The 20,161-nt window shown below is 69.8% G+C and carries 20 protein-coding genes; 2 read left to right on the plus strand and 18 right to left on the minus strand.

The annotated features are described in order from the left end of the window. Positions 1–88 precede the first annotated feature (88 nt). The 3 genes from ABCS02_RS22575 to ABCS02_RS22585 all read right to left on the minus strand — a co-directional run bounded on the left by ABCS02_RS22575 (position 89) and on the right by ABCS02_RS22585 (position 3,100). A complete protein-coding gene (locus ABCS02_RS22575) occupies positions 89–1,234 on the minus strand; it encodes a cystathionine gamma-synthase (protein ID WP_345837928.1) in 1,146 nt (381 codons plus the stop codon). Next, positions 1,231–2,232 (minus strand): pyridoxal-phosphate dependent enzyme, encoded by a 1,002-nt coding sequence (locus ABCS02_RS22580; protein WP_345837929.1) that lies wholly within the window; start codon positions 2,230–2,232, stop codon positions 1,231–1,233. Before ABCS02_RS22580 ends, ABCS02_RS22575 begins: the two co-directional genes overlap by 4 nt. A gap of 112 nt (positions 2,233–2,344) precedes the next feature. Then, on the minus strand, positions 2,345–3,100 hold the full coding sequence (locus ABCS02_RS22585) for an SDR family NAD(P)-dependent oxidoreductase (RefSeq protein WP_345837930.1): 756 nt from the start codon (positions 3,098–3,100) through the stop codon (positions 2,345–2,347). Positions 3,101–3,271: 171 nt separating this feature from the next. On the opposite strand from ABCS02_RS22585, the gene ABCS02_RS22590 reads away from it, so the two are divergent. Beyond that, positions 3,272–4,549, plus strand: a complete 1,278-nt coding sequence (locus tag ABCS02_RS22590) for an ammonium transporter (protein ID WP_345837931.1) — start codon at positions 3,272–3,274, stop codon at positions 4,547–4,549. Positions 4,550–4,690: 141 nt separating this feature from the next. Continuing rightward, the gene (locus tag ABCS02_RS22595; RefSeq protein ID WP_345837932.1) at positions 4,691–5,746 is read left to right on the plus strand and encodes a TetR family transcriptional regulator; all 1,056 of its coding nucleotides are present in this window, start codon (positions 4,691–4,693) and stop codon (positions 5,744–5,746) included. Between the two features lie 54 nt (positions 5,747–5,800). Here ABCS02_RS22595 and ABCS02_RS22600 read toward each other — a convergent pair whose 3' ends face one another. From ABCS02_RS22600 to ABCS02_RS22670, 15 genes are all read right to left on the minus strand, one after another. Beyond that, a complete protein-coding gene (locus tag ABCS02_RS22600; RefSeq protein WP_345837933.1) occupies positions 5,801–6,994 on the minus strand; it encodes an acyl-CoA dehydrogenase family protein in 1,194 nt (397 codons plus the stop codon). Positions 6,995–7,110: 116 nt separating this feature from the next. Then, positions 7,111–8,541 (minus strand): NAD-dependent succinate-semialdehyde dehydrogenase, encoded by a 1,431-nt coding sequence (locus tag ABCS02_RS22605; RefSeq protein WP_345837934.1) that lies wholly within the window; start codon positions 8,539–8,541, stop codon positions 7,111–7,113. Then, positions 8,538–8,735 (minus strand): ferredoxin, encoded by a 198-nt coding sequence (locus ABCS02_RS22610; RefSeq protein WP_345837935.1) that lies wholly within the window; start codon positions 8,733–8,735, stop codon positions 8,538–8,540. The genes ABCS02_RS22605 and ABCS02_RS22610 overlap by 4 nt, the downstream gene beginning before the upstream one ends. Continuing rightward, positions 8,732–9,247, minus strand: a complete 516-nt coding sequence (locus tag ABCS02_RS22615) for a 3-phenylpropionate/cinnamic acid dioxygenase subunit beta (protein WP_345837936.1) — start codon at positions 9,245–9,247, stop codon at positions 8,732–8,734. The genes ABCS02_RS22610 and ABCS02_RS22615 overlap by 4 nt, the downstream gene beginning before the upstream one ends. Then, positions 9,244–10,560 (minus strand): Rieske 2Fe-2S domain-containing protein, encoded by a 1,317-nt coding sequence (locus tag ABCS02_RS22620; protein WP_345837937.1) that lies wholly within the window; start codon positions 10,558–10,560, stop codon positions 9,244–9,246. Before ABCS02_RS22620 ends, ABCS02_RS22615 begins: the two co-directional genes overlap by 4 nt. A gap of 54 nt (positions 10,561–10,614) precedes the next feature. Continuing rightward, positions 10,615–11,316 carry a GntR family transcriptional regulator gene (locus ABCS02_RS22625; protein WP_345837938.1) on the minus strand — a complete coding sequence of 234 codons (702 nt, stop codon included), beginning with the start codon at positions 11,314–11,316 and terminating at the stop codon, positions 10,615–10,617. Positions 11,317–11,342: 26 nt separating this feature from the next. Continuing rightward, on the minus strand, positions 11,343–12,185 hold the full coding sequence (locus tag ABCS02_RS22630; protein WP_345837939.1) for a VOC family protein: 843 nt from the start codon (positions 12,183–12,185) through the stop codon (positions 11,343–11,345). 17 nt (positions 12,186–12,202) lie between these two features. After that, positions 12,203–13,210: an ornithine cyclodeaminase family protein gene (locus ABCS02_RS22635; RefSeq protein WP_345837940.1), complete on the minus strand. Its 1,008-nt coding sequence runs from the start codon at positions 13,208–13,210 to the stop codon at positions 12,203–12,205. Continuing rightward, positions 13,207–14,220 (minus strand): dihydrodipicolinate synthase family protein, encoded by a 1,014-nt coding sequence (locus ABCS02_RS22640; RefSeq protein ID WP_345837941.1) that lies wholly within the window; start codon positions 14,218–14,220, stop codon positions 13,207–13,209. The genes ABCS02_RS22635 and ABCS02_RS22640 overlap by 4 nt, the downstream gene beginning before the upstream one ends. Further along, positions 14,220–14,879 (minus strand): hypothetical protein, encoded by a 660-nt coding sequence (locus ABCS02_RS22645; protein WP_345837942.1) that lies wholly within the window; start codon positions 14,877–14,879, stop codon positions 14,220–14,222. The genes ABCS02_RS22640 and ABCS02_RS22645 overlap by 1 nt, the downstream gene beginning before the upstream one ends. Beyond that, entirely contained in the window at positions 14,876–15,451 is a 576-nt protein-coding gene (locus tag ABCS02_RS22650) for an amino acid synthesis family protein (protein ID WP_345837943.1), read from the minus strand. Before ABCS02_RS22650 ends, ABCS02_RS22645 begins: the two co-directional genes overlap by 4 nt. A 39-nt stretch (positions 15,452–15,490) precedes the next feature. Next, positions 15,491–16,678, minus strand: a complete 1,188-nt coding sequence (locus ABCS02_RS22655; RefSeq protein ID WP_345837944.1) for an amidohydrolase family protein — start codon at positions 16,676–16,678, stop codon at positions 15,491–15,493. 7 nt (positions 16,679–16,685) lie between these two features. Beyond that, positions 16,686–17,840 carry an FAD-dependent oxidoreductase gene (locus ABCS02_RS22660; protein ID WP_345837945.1) on the minus strand — a complete coding sequence of 385 codons (1,155 nt, stop codon included), beginning with the start codon at positions 17,838–17,840 and terminating at the stop codon, positions 16,686–16,688. A gap of 92 nt (positions 17,841–17,932) precedes the next feature. Next, on the minus strand, positions 17,933–18,760 hold the full coding sequence (locus tag ABCS02_RS22665) for an enoyl-CoA hydratase/isomerase family protein (protein ID WP_345837946.1): 828 nt from the start codon (positions 18,758–18,760) through the stop codon (positions 17,933–17,935). Positions 18,761–18,871: 111 nt separating this feature from the next. Continuing rightward, positions 18,872–20,074: an acyl-CoA dehydrogenase family protein gene (locus ABCS02_RS22670; protein WP_345837947.1), complete on the minus strand. Its 1,203-nt coding sequence runs from the start codon at positions 20,072–20,074 to the stop codon at positions 18,872–18,874. Between the last annotated feature and the right edge of the window lie 87 nt (positions 20,075–20,161).

The raw sequence follows: 20,161 nt of genomic DNA on the forward strand, positions 1-20,161 counted from the left end.
GAAAACAGGCCCGGAACGTGACATATGCGCGTTCTCGACGAGGGGAGGACCGGGCTCCGGGCGAGGATGACCGGGCTCGGGGTCGGGGTCAGAGGGCGGCTAGGGCCTCGTCGAGGTCGGCGAGGAGATCCTCGACGGACTCGATGCCGACCGAGAGGCGCACGAGCTCCACGGGCACCGCGAGCTCGGTGCCACGGACGGATGCGTGGGTCATCTCGTCCGGGTAGTTCACGAGCGACTCGACGCCGCCGAGCGACTCGGCGAGCGTGAACAGGCGGGTCGACTCCGCGAACCGGCGCGCGGTCGGCCCGTCGGCCAGCTCGAGCGAGACCACACCGCCGAACCCGGTCATCTGGTTGCGCGCCGTCTCGTGACCCGGGTGCCCCGGAAGGCCCGGGTAGTACACGCGGGCGACGCGCTCGTGCGCGCTCAGGAACTCGGCGATCTTCTGCGCGTTCTCGCTGTGCCGCTGCATCCGCACCGCGAGCGTCTTGATACCGCGGGTCGTGAGCCACGCATCGAGCGGACCGGAGACGGCACCGGCGGCGAACTGGAGGAAACGCGCCTGCTCGGCGACCGCGTCGTCGGCGAAGACGAGCGCACCGCCCACGACGTCGGAGTGGCCGCCGAGGTACTTCGTCGTCGAGTGCACGACGACGTCGGCGCCGAGCGCGAGCGGCTGCTGCAGCGCCGGCGACGCGAACGTGTTGTCCACCACGACCAGCGCGCCCGCCTCGTGGCCGAGCCGCGCGAGGCCCGCAATGTCGGCGATCCGCAGGAGCGGGTTGCTCGGGGTCTCGACCCACACGATGCGGGCCGGGCGCTCCGCGAGCGCCGCGGCGACGGCATCCAGGTCGCTCATGTCGACGACGCGCAGGCCGATGCCCCACGGCCCGAGGATCCGCGCGATCAGGCGGTGCGTCCCGCCGTACACGTCGCTGCCGAGGAGCACCTCGTCGCCCGGCCGCAGCACGGAGCGCAGCAGCGCATCCTCGGCGGCGAGGCCCGAGGCGAAGGACAGCCCGTGACGCCCGCCCTCGATCGCGGCGAGCTGCCGCTCGAGCGCCGTCCGGGTCGGATTGCCCGACCGCCCGTACTCGTAGCCGTTCCGCAGGCCGCCTATGCCGTCCTGGGCATATGTGCTGGAGAAATGGACCGGCGGGATGACGGCACCCGTCGTCGGATCGAACTCCTGGCCCGCGTGCACCGCCCGCGTCTCGAAACCCTCGGTCATGCCTCGCTCCTTACGCTCTTCCTTACGCTCTCGGACACCGCTTCGGTCTCGAAGCCGTGGTCATGCATCCATCCATCGTCGAAGATCTTGCTGAGGTATCCGCGGCCCCCGTCCGGCAGCAGGACGACGACGACCGCGTCCGCGTCCAGATCCCGCGCCGCGCGCAGCGCGCCGACGACCGCCATGCCGCTGGACCCGCCCACCAGGAGTCCCTCCTCCCGCGCGAGGCGCCGCGTCATCGCGAACGACTCCGCGTCGGAGACCCGCTGCAGCTCGTCGACGAGCGACGGATCGTATGCCGCGGGCCAGAAGTCCTCGCCGACGCCCTCGACGAGGTAGCCGTGGACGGGTCCGCCGCTGTAGATCGAGCCCACCGGGTCGACGCCGACGATCCGCACGCGGTCTCCCGCCACCTCGCGGAGGTAGCGCCCGGTGCCCGTGATGGTGCCGCCGGTTCCGACGCCCACGACGAAGTGCGTGAGACGTCCGTCCGTGTCGCGCCAGATCTCCGGGCCCGTGGTCTCGTAATGGCTGCGCGGCCCGTTCGGGTTCGCGTACTGGTTCGGCTTGAAGGCGCCGGGGATCTCCGCGACCAGCCGGTCGGAGACGCTGTAGTACGAGCGCGGGTCCGCGGGTTCGACGGCCGTCGGGGCCACGACGACCTCGGCTCCGTACGCGCGGAGCACGGCGCGCTTGTCCTCGGCGACCTTGTCCGGCACGACGAAGATGCAGCGGTATCCGCGCTGCTGGGCCACGAGCGCGAGACCCACGCCCGTGTTGCCGCTCGTCGGCTCGACGATCGTGCCGCCGGGCGCCAGGAGCCCTTCGCGTTCGGCGGCGTCGATGATGTTGGTCGCGATGCGGTCCTTCGAGGAGCCGCCGGGATTGAAATACTCCACCTTCGCGAGGACCGTGGCACGGATGCCGTCGGTGACGTGGTTCAGGCGGACGAGCGGGGTGTTGCCGACGAGGTCGACGACGCTGGATGCGTAACGCACGAGAAGGTCCTAAGAGATGCCGCGCGGACCGCGCGGGAGCTGACGGGGTTGACGAAGAAGCGCGAGAGCGCGCTCAGCGACAACAACGACAGGTCAGCACGGACTCACCCTACTACTGCGGAGCCATCCGGATGGCGCCGTCCATGCGGATCGTCTCGCCGTTGAGGTAGTCGTGGTCGATGATCGACAGGGCGAGCTTCGCGTACTCCGCGGGCTGCGCGAGGCGATGCGGGAACGGAACGGACGCCGCGAGGGACGCGTTCACCTCCGGGCCGAACGACGCGAGCATGGGCGTGTCGACGATGCCCGGCGCGATCGTGACCACGCGGATGCCGTACCGCGCGAGGTCGCGGGCGGCCGTGAGCGTGAGACCGACGACGCCCGCCTTCGACGCCGCATAGGCGGTCTGCCCGATCTGCCCCTCGTACGCCGCGACCGATGCGGTGTTGACGATGACGCCGCGCTGGCCGTTCTCGTCGGGCGCGGTGTCGGCGATCCGCTCGGCGGTGAGCCGGAGGACGTTGAACGTGCCGATGAGGTTGACCTCGATCGTCGTCCGGAAGAGCGCGAGGTCGTGTGGTCCCCGCGAGGAGAGGGTGCGCTGCGCCGGCGCGATCCCCGCGCAGTTGACGGCGATCCGCAGCGGACGGTCGGCGGCCGCGCGATCCAGCGCCGCACGCACCTGCGTCTCGTCCGTCACGTCCGCGGGCACGAGCGTCACGCCCTCGACCGGCGACGCCTTCTCGATGGAGGCGGCGAGGTCCAGCCCGATGACACGAGCGCCGGCGTTCACCAGCGCGGTCGCCGTGGCGGCACCGAGGCCGGACGCGGCGCCGGTCACGACGGCGGTGGTTCCTTCGATCTGCACGGTTCCCACTGTGCCACGCCCGAAGGCAGCGCCTCGTAACGCAGCGTTTACACACCGAGCCCGACGGCAATCTGAACGAAACACTCGCGCATGCCCGTGGAAACTTCCTGACGGAACACTGGGAGGACCCGACGCAGTTCCTCGCGTCCCTGTAGAGAGGCTCTCTTCGAGATGGATCAAGGTAACACCGCTTGGATACTGCTGACCGCAGCACTCGTCCTGCTGATGACGCCCGGACTGGCGTTCTTCTACGGCGGCCTCGTGAAGGCCAAGAGCGTCATCAGCATGATGATGATGAGCTTCGGCGCGATCGGCCTCATCGCCGTCCTGTGGGTCATCTTCGGCTACGCCATCGCGTTCCCGTCCACGGCCCCCGGCACCATCAACCTCCCGTGGGTGATCGACTGGAATGAGATCGGCCTCCAGAGCCTGCTCACCATTCCGGACGGCGCAGCGTACCCGCCGCTCGCCTACGTCGGCTTCCAGGCCACGTTCGCCATCATCACCGTGGCCCTGGTCTCCGGCGCCATCGCCGACCGCGCCCGCTTCGGCGCCTGGATGCTGTTCGCGGGCCTGTGGGCGACGATCGTCTACTTCCCGGTCGCGAGCTGGGTCTTCAACTTCGGCCTCAACCCGAGCACGGGCAGCTTCACGTACGGCGGCTGGCTCACGTACGGCATGCAGACGTGGTTCGGACAGGGCCTGATCGACTTCGCCGGCGGTACCGCGGTCCACATCAACGCGGGTGCCGCGGGCCTCGCGCTCGCGATCGTGCTGGGTCGTCGTCTCGGCTTCCAGAAGGGCGCGAGCGTCCCCCACAACCCGCCGTTCGTCCTGCTCGGCGCCGGTCTCCTGTGGTTCGGCTGGTTCGGGTTCAACGCGGGCTCCGAGCTCGCCGCCGACGGCACCGCCGCGGTCGCGTGGATCAACACCCTCGCCGCCCCGGCCGCAGCGCTTCTCGCCTGGCTGATCGTCGAGAAGATCAAGGACGGCAAGCCGACCTCGGTGGGCGCCGCATCGGGCGCCGTCGCCGGTCTCGTCGCGATCACGCCGGCCTGTGCGGCGCTGACGCCGATCTGGGCGATCGTGCTCGGCCTCGTCACGGGTGCCGTCTGTGCCATCGCGATCGAGCTGAAGTACAAGTGGGGCTTCGACGACTCCCTCGACGTCGTGGGCATCCACCTCGTCGGCGGCCTCATCGGTACCCTCTACATCGGCTTCTTCGCGAACAACGTCGGCCTCTTCATGGGCGGCGGCTGGACGCAGCTGATGGTGCAGGCCATCGCGGCGCTCGCCGTGATGATCTACTCCTTCGTCCTCGCATGGATCATCGGCTTCGTGATCGAGAAGACGATGGGCTTCCGCGTCAAGAACGAGGACGAGGTCGCGGGCATCGACACCGCGGTGCACGGTGAGGAGGGCTACATCCTCGCCGACACCAAGGCCTGAGCCTTCCCCGGCCGGCCTGAAAGGCCGGATAGCCCTGCACGCGGCAACGTCGCTGCGTGCAGGGCTATCCGTTTTTCGGGACGGCCCAGAACTACGCTAAGGGGGCGAGCACGCAGCCCCGCCCGGAACGAAGGAGTGCCGTTGGCCGAGGAACGAGAGCGCGACGCAGAGCTGATCGCCGGCGTCCGCACGAAGGATCTGCCGGAGAGCGAGGTCGGCGAGTTCTTCGGTCGAGCCGTGCGTGAGACGCTGCAGCACGTCCCGCGCGAGCTGCTCGCAGGGCCGATGACCGCCGTCTATCACGACGATCAGGGCGACCACTTCGAGGTGACGGTGGGCTTCCCCGTGTCGGAGCGTCCGGTCGACCCGTCCCTCGACGTCGTAGAGATCCCGGCGGGCCGGAAGATGGTGGAGACGCATCGCGGCGACTACGTCACGCTCGGCGAGGCGTACGCCTCCCTGCGCGCCGCGGTCGAGGAGCGCGGCGGCACCCTCGGCGTGGTCTGCGAGCGGTATCTCGTCGGGCCCGCGGACGACGCGGACTCCGCGAACTGGATCACCGAGCTCGTGACCGCCCTCCCGGATCCCAAGAAGCGCGGACCGCGCGGACCCTACGCCAAGACGGCGACGACGCGGAAGGCGATCCTGGACGCCGCGCTCGAGGTCTTCGGTCAGACCGGGTACCACAAGGGCTCCCTCCGCGAGATCTCGGCGCGCATCGGCATCAGTGAGGCCGGCGTCCTCCATCACTTCCCGAGCAAGCGCGCGCTGCTGCTCGCGACGCTCGAGCACCGCGACGAGGTCGCGATCCGCGACGTGCTGCCGGAGGCGCGCGGGGAAGGATCTGCCTGGCTGCACCGGCTCATCGACCTCGTGCGCTTCAACATGGGGCAGCCGGGCGTCGTCGAGCTCTACTCCACGATGTCCGGGGAGGCCTCCAACGAGAGCCACCCGGCCCACGAGTACTTCGCCGACCGCTACGCCCGGGTGCTCGAGACGATGCAGGAGCACCTGGAGGCCGCCGGGCGCGAAGGCCTGCTCCGGCCGGGCGTCGATCCCGCCACCGCGGCACGGCAGCTGACGGCGCTCCTCGACGGGCTCCAGATCCAGTGGCTCTACGACGACGGCTTCGACATGACGCAGCCGCTCACGGCCTACCTGGACCTCGTGCTCGCGCCCGCCCCCCAGACAGACTGATGCCCCGTGCCCGACCGCTTCTCAGCGGCCGAACACGGGGCATTCAGAACGAGCTCAGAGGACGCCGGCGACGGGCTGCTCGTTGCCGAGCAGCTGCTTGCCGTAGATCTCCTCGGCGATCTCGTAGTTGAGGTACGAGTGACGCGTCGCGACCATGACGTTGCGCAGGATCCGCTGGAGCACGTTCACCTGAGCGAACGAGCCGGCGCCGGAGACCGACACCAGGCCGTCGATGGCCTCGCGGAGGGACTTGCCGACCCACGCGAAGTCGAGGCGGAGGGCGGCGCGCTCGACGGGAGGCATCTCCTCGCCACGCTCGGCATAGCGCCAGATGTCTGCAGCGCCGGCCTCGGCGACACGGGCCGCGTTCCGGATCACGGCGGCCGCGCGGCCGATCCCGATCTGGGCGGTGGGGGCGTCGACGTGCGAGCGGTACAGCGTGTCCGAGATACCCTTCGTCGGGGCCTTCTGCAGCACGTACTCGAGCGCCGCCTCGGCCATGCCGAGGATCGGGCCGGCCACCAGCGCGCTGCCGGTGGGCACGAACGCCGTGGCGTACAGCGCCTCGTCAGTGTGCGGCGTCGTGCGCCAGCGGTGCAGGTCACCCGAGGTGCCGGAGTCGAAGTCGATCCGGTAGTCCGGAACGAAGACGTCCTCGCCGACCCACGTGTTGCTGCCGCTGCCGCTCATGCCGGCGACGAACCAGGTCTCCTTGAGCGTGAGCTCCGAGGTCGGGACGACCGCGAGGCCACCGAGGATGTCGCCGGACTCGGTCGTGGTCATGGCGCCGACGACGACCCACTGGGCGTAGTGCGAGCCGGAGGAGTTCGCGAACGAGCCGCTGAGGAGGTAGCCGCCCTCGACCTTGGTCGCCGTTCCGATCGAGCCGGTGGCGCCGCTGATCAGGGTGTCGGGGCCGGTGGCCCACACCTCCTGCTGAGCCTGGTCGTTGAAGCGGCCGACGAGCCAGGCGTCGGCGCTGTACAGGGCCACGGCCCATGCCGGCGAGCCATCGCCGTGGGCGAGCTCACGGAGCACCGCCATCTGCGTCGCGACGTCGCACTCGTAGCCGCCGAAGCGCTGCGGGACGGCCAGACGGAACAGACCGGCCTCACGGAGAGCGGCGATCGACTCCTCGCCGACGCGACGCTCCTTCTCGGCTTCCTCGGCGTTCGCCTTCAGCTGCGGCACGAGCGCCGCGGCGCGCGCGACGAGCTCTTCCCGAGTCGGCGTGGTTGAAGTCGACATTGTCTTCCTTTCGGTGTTAAGCGGTCTCGCTCGAGACCATTAGATAGCGGGATGCGGGGAGGTCCGACCTATGGTTCGCACAACGAACCACAGGTCGGACCGATGCCGTCTCGCGCTCACGCGGTGAGCGCGATGTACTTCTCCTCGAGGAACTCACGGATGCCTTCGAAGCCGCCCTCACGGCCGAGGCCGCTCTGCTTGACGCCGCCGAACGGGGCCGCGGGGTCGCTGACGACGCCGCGGTTGACGGCGACCATCCCGGCCTCGAGCCGGCGCGCGACCGACGTGGCCTCGCGCTCCTCGCCGAACACGTAGGCCATGAGGCCGTAGATCGTGTCGTTCGCCATGCGGACCGCCTCGTCGACGTCCGTGTAGCGGACGACCGCCGTCACCGGTCCGAAGATCTCGTTGCGGTTGATCGCAGAGCCGTGGGCGACGTCCGTCAGCAGCGTGGCGTCGTAGAAGGCGCCCTCGTCGCTGCTCCGGCCGCCGACGACGACCTTCGCGCCCTCGCCGACCGCGGTCTCCACGAGAGCGGCGACCTTGTCCCGCTCGCCGACCGAGACGAGCGCGCCCAGGTCGTTGCCGCGGTCGATGCCGGGGCCGACCGAGTATGCCGAGAGGGCCTGCGCCATGCCGGCGACGAACTCGTCGTGCACGGAGTCGTGGACGTAGAAGCGGTTCGCCGCGGTGCATGCCGAGCCGCCGTTGCGCATCTTCGCCAGCAGGGCGCCCTCGACGGCCTGCGCGATGTCGGCGCCGGGGAGGACGATGACGGGCGCGTTCCCGCCGAGCTCCATCGACGCGCTGACGACCGAGTCGGCGCACGCGTGGAGGAGGTCGCGACCCACCTCGGTGGAGCCCGTGAACGAGAGCTTGCGCACCTCGGGCCGCGCGATCATCTTCGCGACGAGCGGGCCGGTCGGGACCGGGGTCACGAGGTTCACGACGCCGGCGGGCACGCCCACGCGATCGAGAACGTCGACCATGTACGCCGCGGTGAGGGGGGTCTCGCGCGCGGGCTTCAGGATCGTGGTGCAGCCGGCCGCGAGCGCAGGGGCGAGCTTGCGCGTCGCCATCGCCGCGGGGAAGTTCCACGGGGTGATCAGCAGGGAGACGCCGATGGGCTGGCTGTCCACGACGATCCGCTTGTCTCCGGCCGGGGACAGGCGGTAGTCGCCCGGGATCCGGACGGCCTCCTCGGCGAACCAGCGGAAGAACTCCTTCGCGTAGTTCGCCTCGCCCATCGCGTCCGACCAGGACTTGCCGTTCTCGAGGACCATGATCTCGGCGAAGGTCTCGACCTCCTCCGTGAGGACGTCGTATGCCGCGCGCAGCAGCTCGCTGCGGACACGGGGAGCGGTGGCCGCCCATGCCTCGCCCGCCGCGGCGGCGGCATCCACGGCCGCCATGCAGTCGGCCTCGGTCGCGATCGCGAACGTGGAGAGCACGGATCCGTTCGCCGGGTTGATCACGTCGAAGCGGTCACCCGCCGAGCCCGGAACCCAGCTGCCGTCGATGAAGAGGTCGGAGCGATACGACGTCATGCTTCCACCACCGCGATCGCCGCGACGGGGCACACGGCGGCGGCGGCGCGCATGTCGGCGAGCCGGTCCTCGGGGATCTCGTCGACGAGCAGGAATGCCTGCCCCTCGTCGTTGATGTCGAGGATGCCGTCGCCGGGGGTCAGGCAGTTGCCGTAGCCCTGACAGCGGCTCAGGTCGATGGAGACGTTGATCATAGGAAGACTCCGAGGTTCTTGGTGGAGAGGGAGGACTGGTCGAGGATGGCGCGGCGGCGGCTGATCTTCCACTCGTCGCCGACCTTCCGGAACCGGTCCTGACGCTCCCCGACGATGAGGTCGTACTGGCCGCGGTCGCCGCGGCTGCGGAAGAGCAGCAGGTTCGAGCGCACGTCCAGCTCGTCCGGGACGTCGGTCAACCGGATGCGGATGTTCGTGATGAGCCGGCGCGTGTGCGAGGGCGGGTCCTCCGCCCAGGCCACGTCCGTGCGCAGCCGCCGGACGCGGAGGTCGAGCGACTGGTAGGTGTCGTCGAAATGACCGATCTCGTCGATGATGTCCGGCGCCGGCGACTTGCGGGCGACGCGGATCGGCGCGGTGTAGCGCACGTCCTCGGTGAACAGGGCGAGCCAGTCCTCGAACCGACGGTCGTCGAGGTACTCGGCCTCCTGCACGAGGAGATCGGAGATGAGGAGCCGCAGCTCGAGATCCACTTCCACCGCCCGGGTCATGAGCGCTCTCCCGCCAGGATGAGGTCGAGCCACGTTCGCCAGTAGACGCGACCGGCGGCCTCCGAGAACTTGCCGTCATATACGGCGCCGGGGCCAGGGAACTCGGTCAGCGGCTCTCCCTCCAGGCCCATGCCGTAGTGAAGGACGATCTCCCCCTCCCGGGCGAGCGCCGAGTTGGCGTTCTTCGTCTGCAGCTCCCAGTTCTCCGTGTCGTCCTGGTCGAACATGCCGGAGGAGCCGAAGGTCTGCACATAGGCGGCCTTCGCGGCGTCCTTCCACCACTGCGGACCGTTCTTCTCGATCAGGTGCCACGACCAGACCTGCAGCCTGTCGTGCCCGATCGGCTGCCAGACGCGCAACATCATGCCGCTGACCTTCCGGCCGCCCAGCTCGATGAAGTTCGGCTGGAGGAAGGACATGTGGGGGAAGATGTTGCCGTGCAGGTTCTTGAGCCGGCTCAGGACCTTGTACTGGTCCTCGGAGAGGTTGCTCCGGTACTCGTCCTGCAGCTCCGGCGGGAAGTACGACTCCTCGTCGAAGTGGATTCCGATGCCGAGGCCGTGGCCGTGGCCGGGCGAGACGTGGTAGCCGTCGCGGCCGAAGTCGACACCCTTCGTGAGGCCGAGGCGGCCGAGGAAGGAGTGCGCCGTGGCGGTGTGATAGGCGTCGGACGTGAAGTTGTCGGACGGCAGCTTCCAGCCAGACGGGACGACCCACTTCTGGGGAACGCCCACGACCTCCATCTCCGCGCGGCCGAACAGGAGGTCGAGGTACCACCGGGCGTCGCCGAGGAACTCCTCCAGCGACTCGCCGTCGCGGTCCCACGTCGCGAAGATGAGGCCGTCATAGGTCTCGCAGCGGGCCTCGATGAGCCGCAGCGCGTCCTTGTCGAGACCCTGCGGGTACGCCTTGCGCTCGAACGGCGCGCCGCGCATCGTGCCCATGAACTCGCCCTTCGAGCCATAGGTGAAGCCGTGGTAGGGGCACCGCCAGTTCTCGACCTCGCCGAAGTCCTCGCAGGCGAGCTTCATGCCGCGGTGGCGGCAGGAGTTGAGGAACACACGGACGGTCTCGTCGTCGCCTCGACCGACGATGACCGACTGCTCCCCCATGTCCCGCACCACGAACGAGCCGGGGTTCGGCACCTCGGACTCATGGGCGAGGAACAGCCAGGTCTTACCGAACACGCGTTCGAGCTCGAGACGATAGACGTCGGGGTCCGAGTAGACGAACATGGGGATCCACCCCTGCTCGGGCTCTACCGTTCGCTCCAGCCGATCGATCAGCTCGTTTCGCTCCGTTGCCGTCACCATGTACACAGAATACACTTGCGTTGCGGTTTACGTCATCGGCCCGCGAACGGCCTCTTAAGAGAGGCTGGCCGCGCGCGCGCCGAGATCGAGCACGCTGTCGCGGGTCCGCAGAACGTGCTGCCGCAGCAGGTCGCTCGCCTCGGCCACCTGCCCGCTCTCGACGAGCGAGACGATGCTCTCGTGCTCGTCGGCGGCCTGAATGGGGCGGTGGACGCCGCTGCCCTTGCGCCACATCCGCGCGTACCGCTCACCGCGGGCGCGGAGCTGCCCCAGCAGCTCGAGCGTCATGGTGTAGCCCGAGGGCTCATAAAGCACGTTGTGGAACGCCGCGTTCAGCTCGAGCCAGTCCGCGTGGGACAGCTCCGCCCGCAGCTGCTCGTTGATCCCGCGGGCGCGCGCGAAGTGCGCCTCCGTGAGGTTCTCCGCCGCCGTCTCCAGCAGCCAGGACTCCAGCACCGCCCGCAGGAGGTACACCTCGTTGAGGCGGTTGATGTCCAGGCCCGTCACGACCGCGAGCTGATGGGCGCGCAGCTCCACGAGGCCCTCCGCCTGGAGCTGGCGGAGCGCCTCGCGGACCGGCACGCGGGAGACCCCGAAGTGGACGGCGAGATCCGCCTGGTTCAGCAGCGCGCCGTCTTCGATGGCGCCGGCGTTGATGGCCGAACGCAGGGCATCCGCGATGTAGTCCGCGGTGATGCGCTTCTCGGTGAGGTCACGCTCGAGGACGACGCCGCTCAGGTCAGATCGAGCAGACATGTATGCAGAATACTCCTCTGCCGTCCTTACTCGAGGAAGCTCGGCGGCGGGGTGGGGCCCCAGATGTTGATCGTCTTGGTGAAGCGGTCGCCCGCCTCCCAGCTGATCGGGGGCGTGTCCGGCCCGGTCGTGATGTGCGCCATGTCCGAGAACAGCTCGAACCGAAGGCCCGAGGAGGGGTCCCGGACGTACGTGAAGAAGCTGCCGCCCGGGCGGTGCTTGCCCGGGCCGTACTCGGCCTTGTACCCGACCGCGTCGAGGTGGTCGAGGACGAACTGGTAGGCGCCCCACCCGGCCATCTCGAAGCCGAGATGGTGGATGGCTCCCACGTCGCCGCGGCGAAGCCCCACGTTGTGGTGCTCCGTATAGGTGCGCAGGAAGAAGAAGTCCTCACCGATGTGCTCCGAGAGCGCCATCCCCAGCGCGCGCCGGTAGAACTCGACGGTCGCGATCGGGTCCGGCGACTTCGCGTTGATGTGCCCGAGACGCCGCGGCCGCAGAGATGAGATCTGCGGACGGGCGACCTGCACCGCGGCAACCGGCTCGATTAGGACGCGCAGCCCGGACGGATCCTGGAGCTGGACGCCGCCGTTGGCCGTCGCCTCGCCGCCGAACTCGCGCCGGAGGGCGTCGACGTCGATCGCGTCCTCCGCCCCGAAGACGACGTTGCGGATCGTGAGCTCCGGCGCCTGCGTGATCTCGAGCGAGCCCTGACCGAACTGGCCGTACTCGCCGACGGTGTCGGCGAAGAGCCGGCCACCCTCGTCACGGATGTGGAAGTCCAGGCCCTCGGAAAGGAACGTGAGGGTCGCATCCGGGTCGGGCACGCCGACGACCACGCGATGCAGGGTGGGCAGGTTCTGCGACATCTCTTCTTCTCCTCAGCTCAGCGGGACGCCGGCTCTGGCGTCTTCGCGGGACGGGGCTCGGCCTTCTTCAGGCTCGCCAGCTCGCCGAGATCGCGGCCGGCGCCGCGCTCGCCGGCCGCTTTGACCAGCTCGGCCGCGAGCAGGAGGTCCTGCACCGCGGTTCCGACCGACTTGAACGAAAGCAGGTCGCGAGACGGGTCGCCCGCGGGGCCTTCGCCGGTCCACTGCGAGACCGGGATCAGGTGGTCCGGAGTGATCGCACCCTCGTCGAGCGCCGTGCGGATGTCACCCGACTCGAGCCGGACCTGATCTGCGTCGTCGACCAGGACGGCGCGCGAGCGCCGCAGCGTCTCGACATCCAGCTCACGCAGGTCGGGGCGGGTGGAGCCGATCGAGAGGATGACCGAACCCGGAGCGAACTCGGACCCGTCGACCACCGGCACGGTGGACTTGGTGCACAGCAGGGTGACGGGCGAATCGGCGACCGCGTCCCTCCGCTCGCTCACCGCTTCCACGCGGATCCCCAGCTGCTCGGACATCTCCGCGGCGAAGCCCTCGCGCTTGTCCGCCGAGCGGCTGTAGACCTTCACCGTGGACAGCGGCCACAGGTGCGCGAAGGCGCGCAGGTGGCCGGCGGCCTCGAAGCCGGTGCCGATCAGACCGATCTGCGTCGCGCCCTCAGGGCGCATGACGGCGGCCGCGGCGGCCGTCGTGGCAGCCGTCCGCAGACGGGTCACCTCGTCGGCGTCCATCACGGCGATCAGGTCACCGGTGTCCTGCCCATACAGCAGCAGGAGGTAGCGGTTGCCGATGCCGCGGGCCAGCGTCATGATCTTGAGGCCCACGTACTCGCCCACCGCGGCGGGCATCACCCGGAAGAACCCGTTCGGAAGGTCGATGTCATAGCGCGGCGGCACCGTCGTGGCGCCGGACCGCTGCGCGTCGAGCACGCTGCGGGCGGCATCCAGCGCGACCTGCTCCGAGCACAGCGCCCGGACCTCGGTGCTGTCGAGGTAGAGGGTCACTGCACACGCCCGGTGAAGAAGTCGTCGTCGTTCGCGGGCAGGTCATAGCCCGAGGCCGCCAGGCCACCGCGAAGGGACTTCAGCTGGGCGGGGCTCAGGCGCATCTGCGGCATGCGCAGGAGGCCGCCGTTGAAGCCGTTGAGCCAGCCGAGGTACTTCCAGCCCTGACGGTGGATGAGGTTCGCGCCGGCGAACGTGGCGTGGAACGCACCCTTGGCCTCGCGGCCGGCGTTGTAGCTCCAGAAGATGTCCATCGCCTCGTCGTACTTGCCTTCGCCGAGCAGGGAGAACACCCGCGGGACGCGGTCGCCGAACGACTCGTACGCGCTCGTGCCCCACCAGCGCACGCCGAACCCGCGCGCCTGCACCGGCGCGTGCTGCTCCATCGGGTTCTGCACGAGCACGTGCTCGTTGCACAGGTCGAAGACCTGCGCGAACGCGGACATGACCGCGCTGCCGCCGCCCTCGTACTTGAGCGCCGCGGCCGTGTCGGTCTTCACCATGTCCGGCAGCGCGGCCAGCGGGAAGCCGGTCGTGTCGAGCGGCTTGAAGCCCCACGTCGTCGAGGCGAACAGGATCATGGCGAGATCCGTGTTGTCCGTGACGTACTTGGTGTGCTCGACGACCTCCGCGGCCGACTTCGGACGGAACGACTGCGGGTAGGACAGCAGGCCCGCCTCGATGCCGAGCGCCTCGCCGAGCTTCGAGATCTCGATGGCCTGGTCGACCGTGTCGAAGCTGAGGTGCGCCACGATCCGGAAGCCCTTCGGGGCGGCGTCAGCGGCGACCTCGAGGAAGCGCTTGTACTCCTCGAACGTCGTGCCGCTCTCCGAGGCGACCAGCGTGCCCCAGAAGCCCAGCTTCGCGGCGTGCTGGATGTCGTGGCGGATGCCCGCCTCGTTGAGGCCGGAGAAGTCCGGCGTGAAGCTCGGCAGCGTGACGCTGCATCCGCCCACCCACTCGTTCCGGGCGCGATCCTTGACTTCCGAGCGCGTGTATTCCAGTGCCATCAGCTCTGCTCCTTCGATGCGAACGCGTGGTGGATGGGCGTGTAGACCCACCGACCGCTGTCAAACCAGTCACGGGAGGCGAGCGCGTCCCGTCGGGGGGTGTTGCGCGCGGCCTCGCGCTCCGGCGCGTCCATGACGGCGGGAGAGGCGATCTCGTGCAGCGCGAAGTGCGTCCACGGCCGGCCGGCGGAACCCGGACGGGTGCGGTAGCGGCGGACGCGGAGCCAGCCGGGGACCTTCATGAGCAGCGGGACGTGCTCCTCCTGGTACCAGCCCTCGAACTCGTCCGCGTCCTCGTCGGGAACCTCGAACGCCACGACGAACAGCGCGCCCGCGGCCTGCGGGTCCACCTCGCCGGTGTCGGAGATCTGGTCGGCGATGTAGCGGGTGAAGCCCGTGACGGAGGCGAGCATCTCGTCCGTCCGCGGCGACGGGTCTTCCTTCAGCTGGCGGTACTCCGGGGTATCCAGCGCGGCCATGTCGTCGATGAAGTACACGGCGAGGTAGCGCGGGTCGCCGTCGTGCTCGTACCGGATGGCGTGGTGGAAGCCGTCAATGTCCAGCCGGGCCGGGATGTGCTCGGTCTGGTACCAGTCGTGGAAGTCCGCATCGCGCCCGGCCGGCGGGTGCATCTGCGAGAAGAGCATGCCCGCGGTCATCGGAGGCCGTCCCCGATCGCGTCGGCCTTGGCCAGGCCGCCCACGCGGTGGTGCACGCGGCCGCGCGAGGCCACCGCGGCGATGACGGCGATCTCGTCCGGACGGGGGCCGTTCGGGAGCGTGATGGAGATCGTGTCGTAGAACTCACGGACGAACAGCGCGCGCTTGTAGGCGAGCGGGACGTCCAGCGTCGCACCGGCGCCGGCGACCTTCGTCGTCGAGGTGACCCAGCCGGTGCCGCCGATGCCCTCGCGCATCGCGTCGCCGAACGGCGTCGTCAGGCACGCGACGCCGTGCTCCTGCTCACCGGCGATGCCGACGATCGCGCCCTTGCCGCAGCTCTCGGCCTCACGGCCGCCGAGCGCCGCGATGCAGCGGGCGACCAGCTCGCGCGACAGCTCGACGCTGCCGTCGATGAGCTCCTGGAGCGACTCGGAGTACGCCCCGGCGTAGGGGTTCGCGATGATCGCGGCGACCGCGACCTTGACGAGCGGCTCGTCGACGACGGGACCGCCGTCGGTCGCGATCTCCTGGATCACGGTGTGCCAGCTGCGGACTTGGGGCATGGTCATGGTGCTTCTCCTGATTTCGATCTGTCGCGAGTGGCGGTCTCAGTGTCCGGCGGCGGCGGCTTCCTGGCCGTTGACGCGCACCTGCCGGCGCGCGGCCGGAGTGTTGCGGCTCTTCGTGTACCGGAGCACGCCGGAGGTCACTGCGGCCGAGATGCCCGGCACGTCGCCGGCCTCGAGGGCCTGCGACCAGTCGTCGCCGACGGAGCCGAGCGGCGCGTCGACCACCAGCAGGTCGGCGGGCTTGCCGACCTCGAGGCGCCCGGAGGCGAGTCCGTAGACATCCGCCACGTTGCCGGTCATCGCCGCGACGGCCTGACGCCAGTCGAGCCCGCCGAGCGAGACGATCTCGGCCGTGAGGTGCCAGAGTGCGAGCGGGACCACGCCGGTCCCCGTCGGGGTGTCGCTGGCGATGAGCAGGCGATGCGTCTGGCCGTGGTCGCGCGCGAGCCGGCAGATGTCGAGGGTCGAGCGGAGGTTGCCGGCCATGACGACCTGCAGGGCGATGTCGCCGCCCTCGACGACGATGCGCTCGTTGTCGCGCGCGGTCATCGCGGTGGGGCCGCCGTTCACGTGGAAGGACACGTTCGGCTGCATCGCCAGCAGCGCGTCGGCGTCGATCCGCTCGAGGGTGCCCGGGATCGAGCCGCCGCCGGTGTGGACCGTCACGACGATGCCCGCCTCGCGGGCGTTGCGGACGAGGGGCACGTAGTCCGCCGCGGAGCTCACCGCGCCGAACCCGCCCTTGGCCAGCCACACGCCCTCGCGACGGAGTTCGCGGAAGTCCTCCGCGGTGAGGCCGGGCTCGAGGATGACGGAGCCGGCGTGGACGGTCATCCCGCCGGGCCGGTAGTGCGAGAACGCGCGCTGCGCGGCGATCGCGAGCGCCTTGACACCCGCCGGGTCGGACGGGCGGCCGGGAACGTGCACCTCGCTCGCGCCGAGGGCCGTGGTGACGCCGCCGTGCGTGTAGCTCTCGAGGAAGCCGACCGTCTGCTGCCGCGGGGTGTAGTCCCCGAACGTCGTGTGCACGTGCGAGTCGATGAGCCCCGGCACGACGCCGGCGCCCTGTGCGTCGATGACGACCTCGTGGTCCTGCAGGGAGACGTCGGAGGTGTCGCCGATCCAGGTGATGACGCCGTCTTCGCAGACGATCGCGTCACCGGGAAGCGGGTCTCCGGAGAGGGATCCCGCGTGGCTCAGACCGATGGAATGGACGACGAGGCTCATGACCCGCTCACCCGACCCTTTCGCGCAGTTCGCTGGTCAGCCGCGCGCGGAGGCGCGCGATCTCCTTCGGCATGCCGTAGGCGAGACCGCCGACGAGCTCGTCATCGCGGTGGACGGCGATCGCGTAGCGCCCCTCTTCCGGGTCGCCGGCGACCAGCTCGGCCCGATCGGCCGCGGAGTAGGAGCCGACGCCCTGCAGGCGGATGCCGCAGTGGTCCGACCAGAAGCTGGGCAGGACCGGTGCGCCCGCCGGGATGCCGAGGAGCGACAGCGCCGCCGTCTTCCCCTGCTCCACGGCGTTCGACCAGTGCTCGACGCGCACCGAGGCGTTCCGCAGGAACGGGTTGGGCCACCGCGCGACGTCGCCCGCCACCACGATGTTCTCGAGCCCGACGACACGGCAGTCTGCGTCGCTCAGCACGCCGTCCTCGACCGGGACGACGCTCTCGCGCAGCCACTCAGTGTTCGGGATGCTGCCGATCGCGACGACCGCGATGTCGAACTCGATCCGCGTCCCGTCCGTCAGCACGGCCACGCCGTCCTCGACGGAGAGCGAATCCACCATGGGGCCGACCGAGAGGCGGACGCCGGCGGCCTCGAGCAGCCCGGCGCACGTGGACGACACCTGGGGGCCGACGACGGAGAGCGGAGCGACATCGCCGATCAGCGTCACGGGGCAGCCGAGCTTCTGCGCGGACGACGCGACCTCCACGCCGATGAAGCCGGTGCCGATGATCAGCACGCGCGGGGTGGTCGCCAGCGCGCCCCGGAGGGCGATCGCGTCCTCGACCGTGCGCAGCGTGAAGATCTTCGTGCGGTCCGCCGGCGCGAAGGGCAGCTGGCGGGCCCGCAGGCCCGTGGCGATCACGAGTCCGTCGAACGGCACCTCGTGATCGGTCGTCGTGACGACCCGGGCCTCGACGTCCACGCCGGTCGCCCGCTGTCCGAGCAGCCAGTCGGCCTCCACCGCACCGCCGCCCAGATCCAGCGCATCGGGCTCCCAGGCGCCGGTGAGGATCTCCTTCGACAGCGGGGGCCGGTCGTACGGCATCCCGCTCTCGTCGCCGATCACCACGAGCTCGCCCTCGTACCCGCGCTCACGCAGGGTTCTGGCGGCGTTCAACCCGGCCAGCGACGCGCCGACCACCGCAATTCTCCGCATGTGGCAACTGTATACACCTTTGGGAAGGTCCTCAACCCAAACGGAAGGGGCGGGCGTGCGATTCGCACACCCGCCCCTTCTCGTCGACCTCGTCAGACCTTCGAGATGTCGTCCGCGAACTGGGCGTCGCGGCGGCGGACCGCCTCGCGGAGCCCGAGCTCCTCCACCGACCGGTCGAACTCGGCCGCCATGTCCTCGTGGGGCGGTCCCCAGCGCTTGAGCACCGTGGGCGCCAGCGCGAGTCCCATGACCTCGTACGTGCGGTGGATCGTCTCCTTCGAGTGACCGAACGACTCCGTCGGGATGAGCGCCGCCTGCTTCGCCCAGCGCAGCGTCTCCGCGCGCACCTCGGACTCCGGCACGACCCGCTGCACGAGCTGGAACTGGTGGGCCTCCTCGGCATCCATCCAGCCGCCGAGCAGGAAGAGCTTCTTGATCACGCGCACCGGCAGCAGCTGGTACAGCGGGAGCCAGGGCAGCATCGGGGCGGTGGGCCGCGAGACCTCGCAGCTGAACTTCGTGCCCTCGGCCGCGATCACCCAGTCGCAGTGGCTGATCCACGCCAGCGCGTACGGGCCCACGTACTTGTGGACGCCCGCGATGAGCGGCTTGCGGAAGAACCACGGCCGCGCGAGCGCCGGTGCGACGGACGGCGAGGCCAGCGGGAACATCTCCTGCTCCTGGAACACCGGGTTGTCGCCCGACCGCTCCTTCAGGTCGCCGCCGGCGCTGAACATGGGGCCGGCGCCGGTGATCATCACGGCGCGGACCTCGGGGTCCTTCTCGGCGCGGTCCAGCGCGGCGAACAGCTCCTGATCCATGAACTTCGAGATCGCGTTGCGGCTCTCGGGGCGGTTCAGGACGATATCGAGAACATTGTCGACCAGCGTGCACTGGATCGTTTCGAACTCATAAGACATAAGCGCACTCCTCGGACGACGCACTGGGAGACCCCTATCGTCGCAGGCGCCCCCCGCGCGATCCGCAGACGGTCCGCAGACCGAACCGTCTGCCGACCGTCTGCGGGGCGTTCAGATGAACGTCGTGACCCGGTGCTCGGTGCCGAGGCGGACGCCGCCGTAGATCTCCTCGGCGATCTCGGCGTTGAAGAACGCGTGCCGGGATCCGGTCAGGATGTCCCGGTAGATCCGCTCCAGCGGGTTGGACACGGCGAACGTGGATGCCCCGTGCAGCGACACGAGACCGTCCACGGCCCGGCGCGCCTCGCGCGCCGACCACGAGATCTCGCAGCGCAGCTCCGCGCGCAGGACCTCGGGCATCGGCTCCCCGCTGATCGCGTACCGCATGATGTCCGCGCCCGCCGACTCGATCATGAGCTCGGCGGACTTGATCGTGACGGCCGCGCGGGCGATCGCGGCCTGCGCGATCGGCGCATCCATCTGCGTCTTGTAGAGCGTGCCGTGGATGCCCTTCGTCCGGGCCTTCTCGGAGACGAGCTCGAGGGCGGCGTTCGCCATCCCGAGCACCGAGCCGACGAGGTACATGCAGCCGATCGGCACGATCGCGGCGCGGAACAGCGGCTCGTCAGTGAACGGCGTCCGCATGAGATCGTCGTCCGGGTCCGTCACGAGGATCGTGCGGTGGGTCGGGACGAACACGTCGTCCGCGACCGTCGTGTTGCTCCCGGTGCCGCGCATGCCGGTGACGTACCACGTGTCCTTCGTGATCAGCTCCGTCCGCGGCACGAGGGCCTGGACGATCGCCGGCTTCCCGGAGGGATCCGTCGTCTTCGCCGTGATCGTCGTCCACTGCGCGTGGCTGGAGGCCGTCGAGAAGCCCCACGATCCACTGAACCGGTACCCGCCGTCGACCGGGATCGCCGTCCCGACCGCGTCCGCGTGCCCGCAGATGATCGCCGGCACGCCCGAGCCCCACACGTCGTCCTGCGCCTGGGCGCCGTACCGGCCAGCGAGCCACGAGCAGGAGCTGGCGAGCCCCACGACCCACGCGGTGGAGCCGTCGCCGCGCCCGAGCTCCCGGGTCACGGCCACCTGGGTCCGGATGTCCGACTCGTAGCCGCCGTACCTCTTCGGCATGGACAGCCGGAAGAAGCCGGCGTCGTCGAGCGCCGCGATGATCTCGTCCGGAATCCGCCGGTCGCGATCGATCCGCTCCGCGTTCTCCTTGAGCAGCGGCACGAGCGCGGCCGCGCGCGCGACGAGCTCTTCCCGACTCGGCGTCTGGACCTGCACGACATCCGCTGGGCTGGTCATTCTGGTCTCCTGTCTCCGGGCCTCGGCCCGTCGACGGTGACGCTATTCCTGCGCGATAAGTAAATCTGCATTCGGTTCGCTGAGCGA

Source organism: Microbacterium sp. X-17, assembly GCF_039615055.1.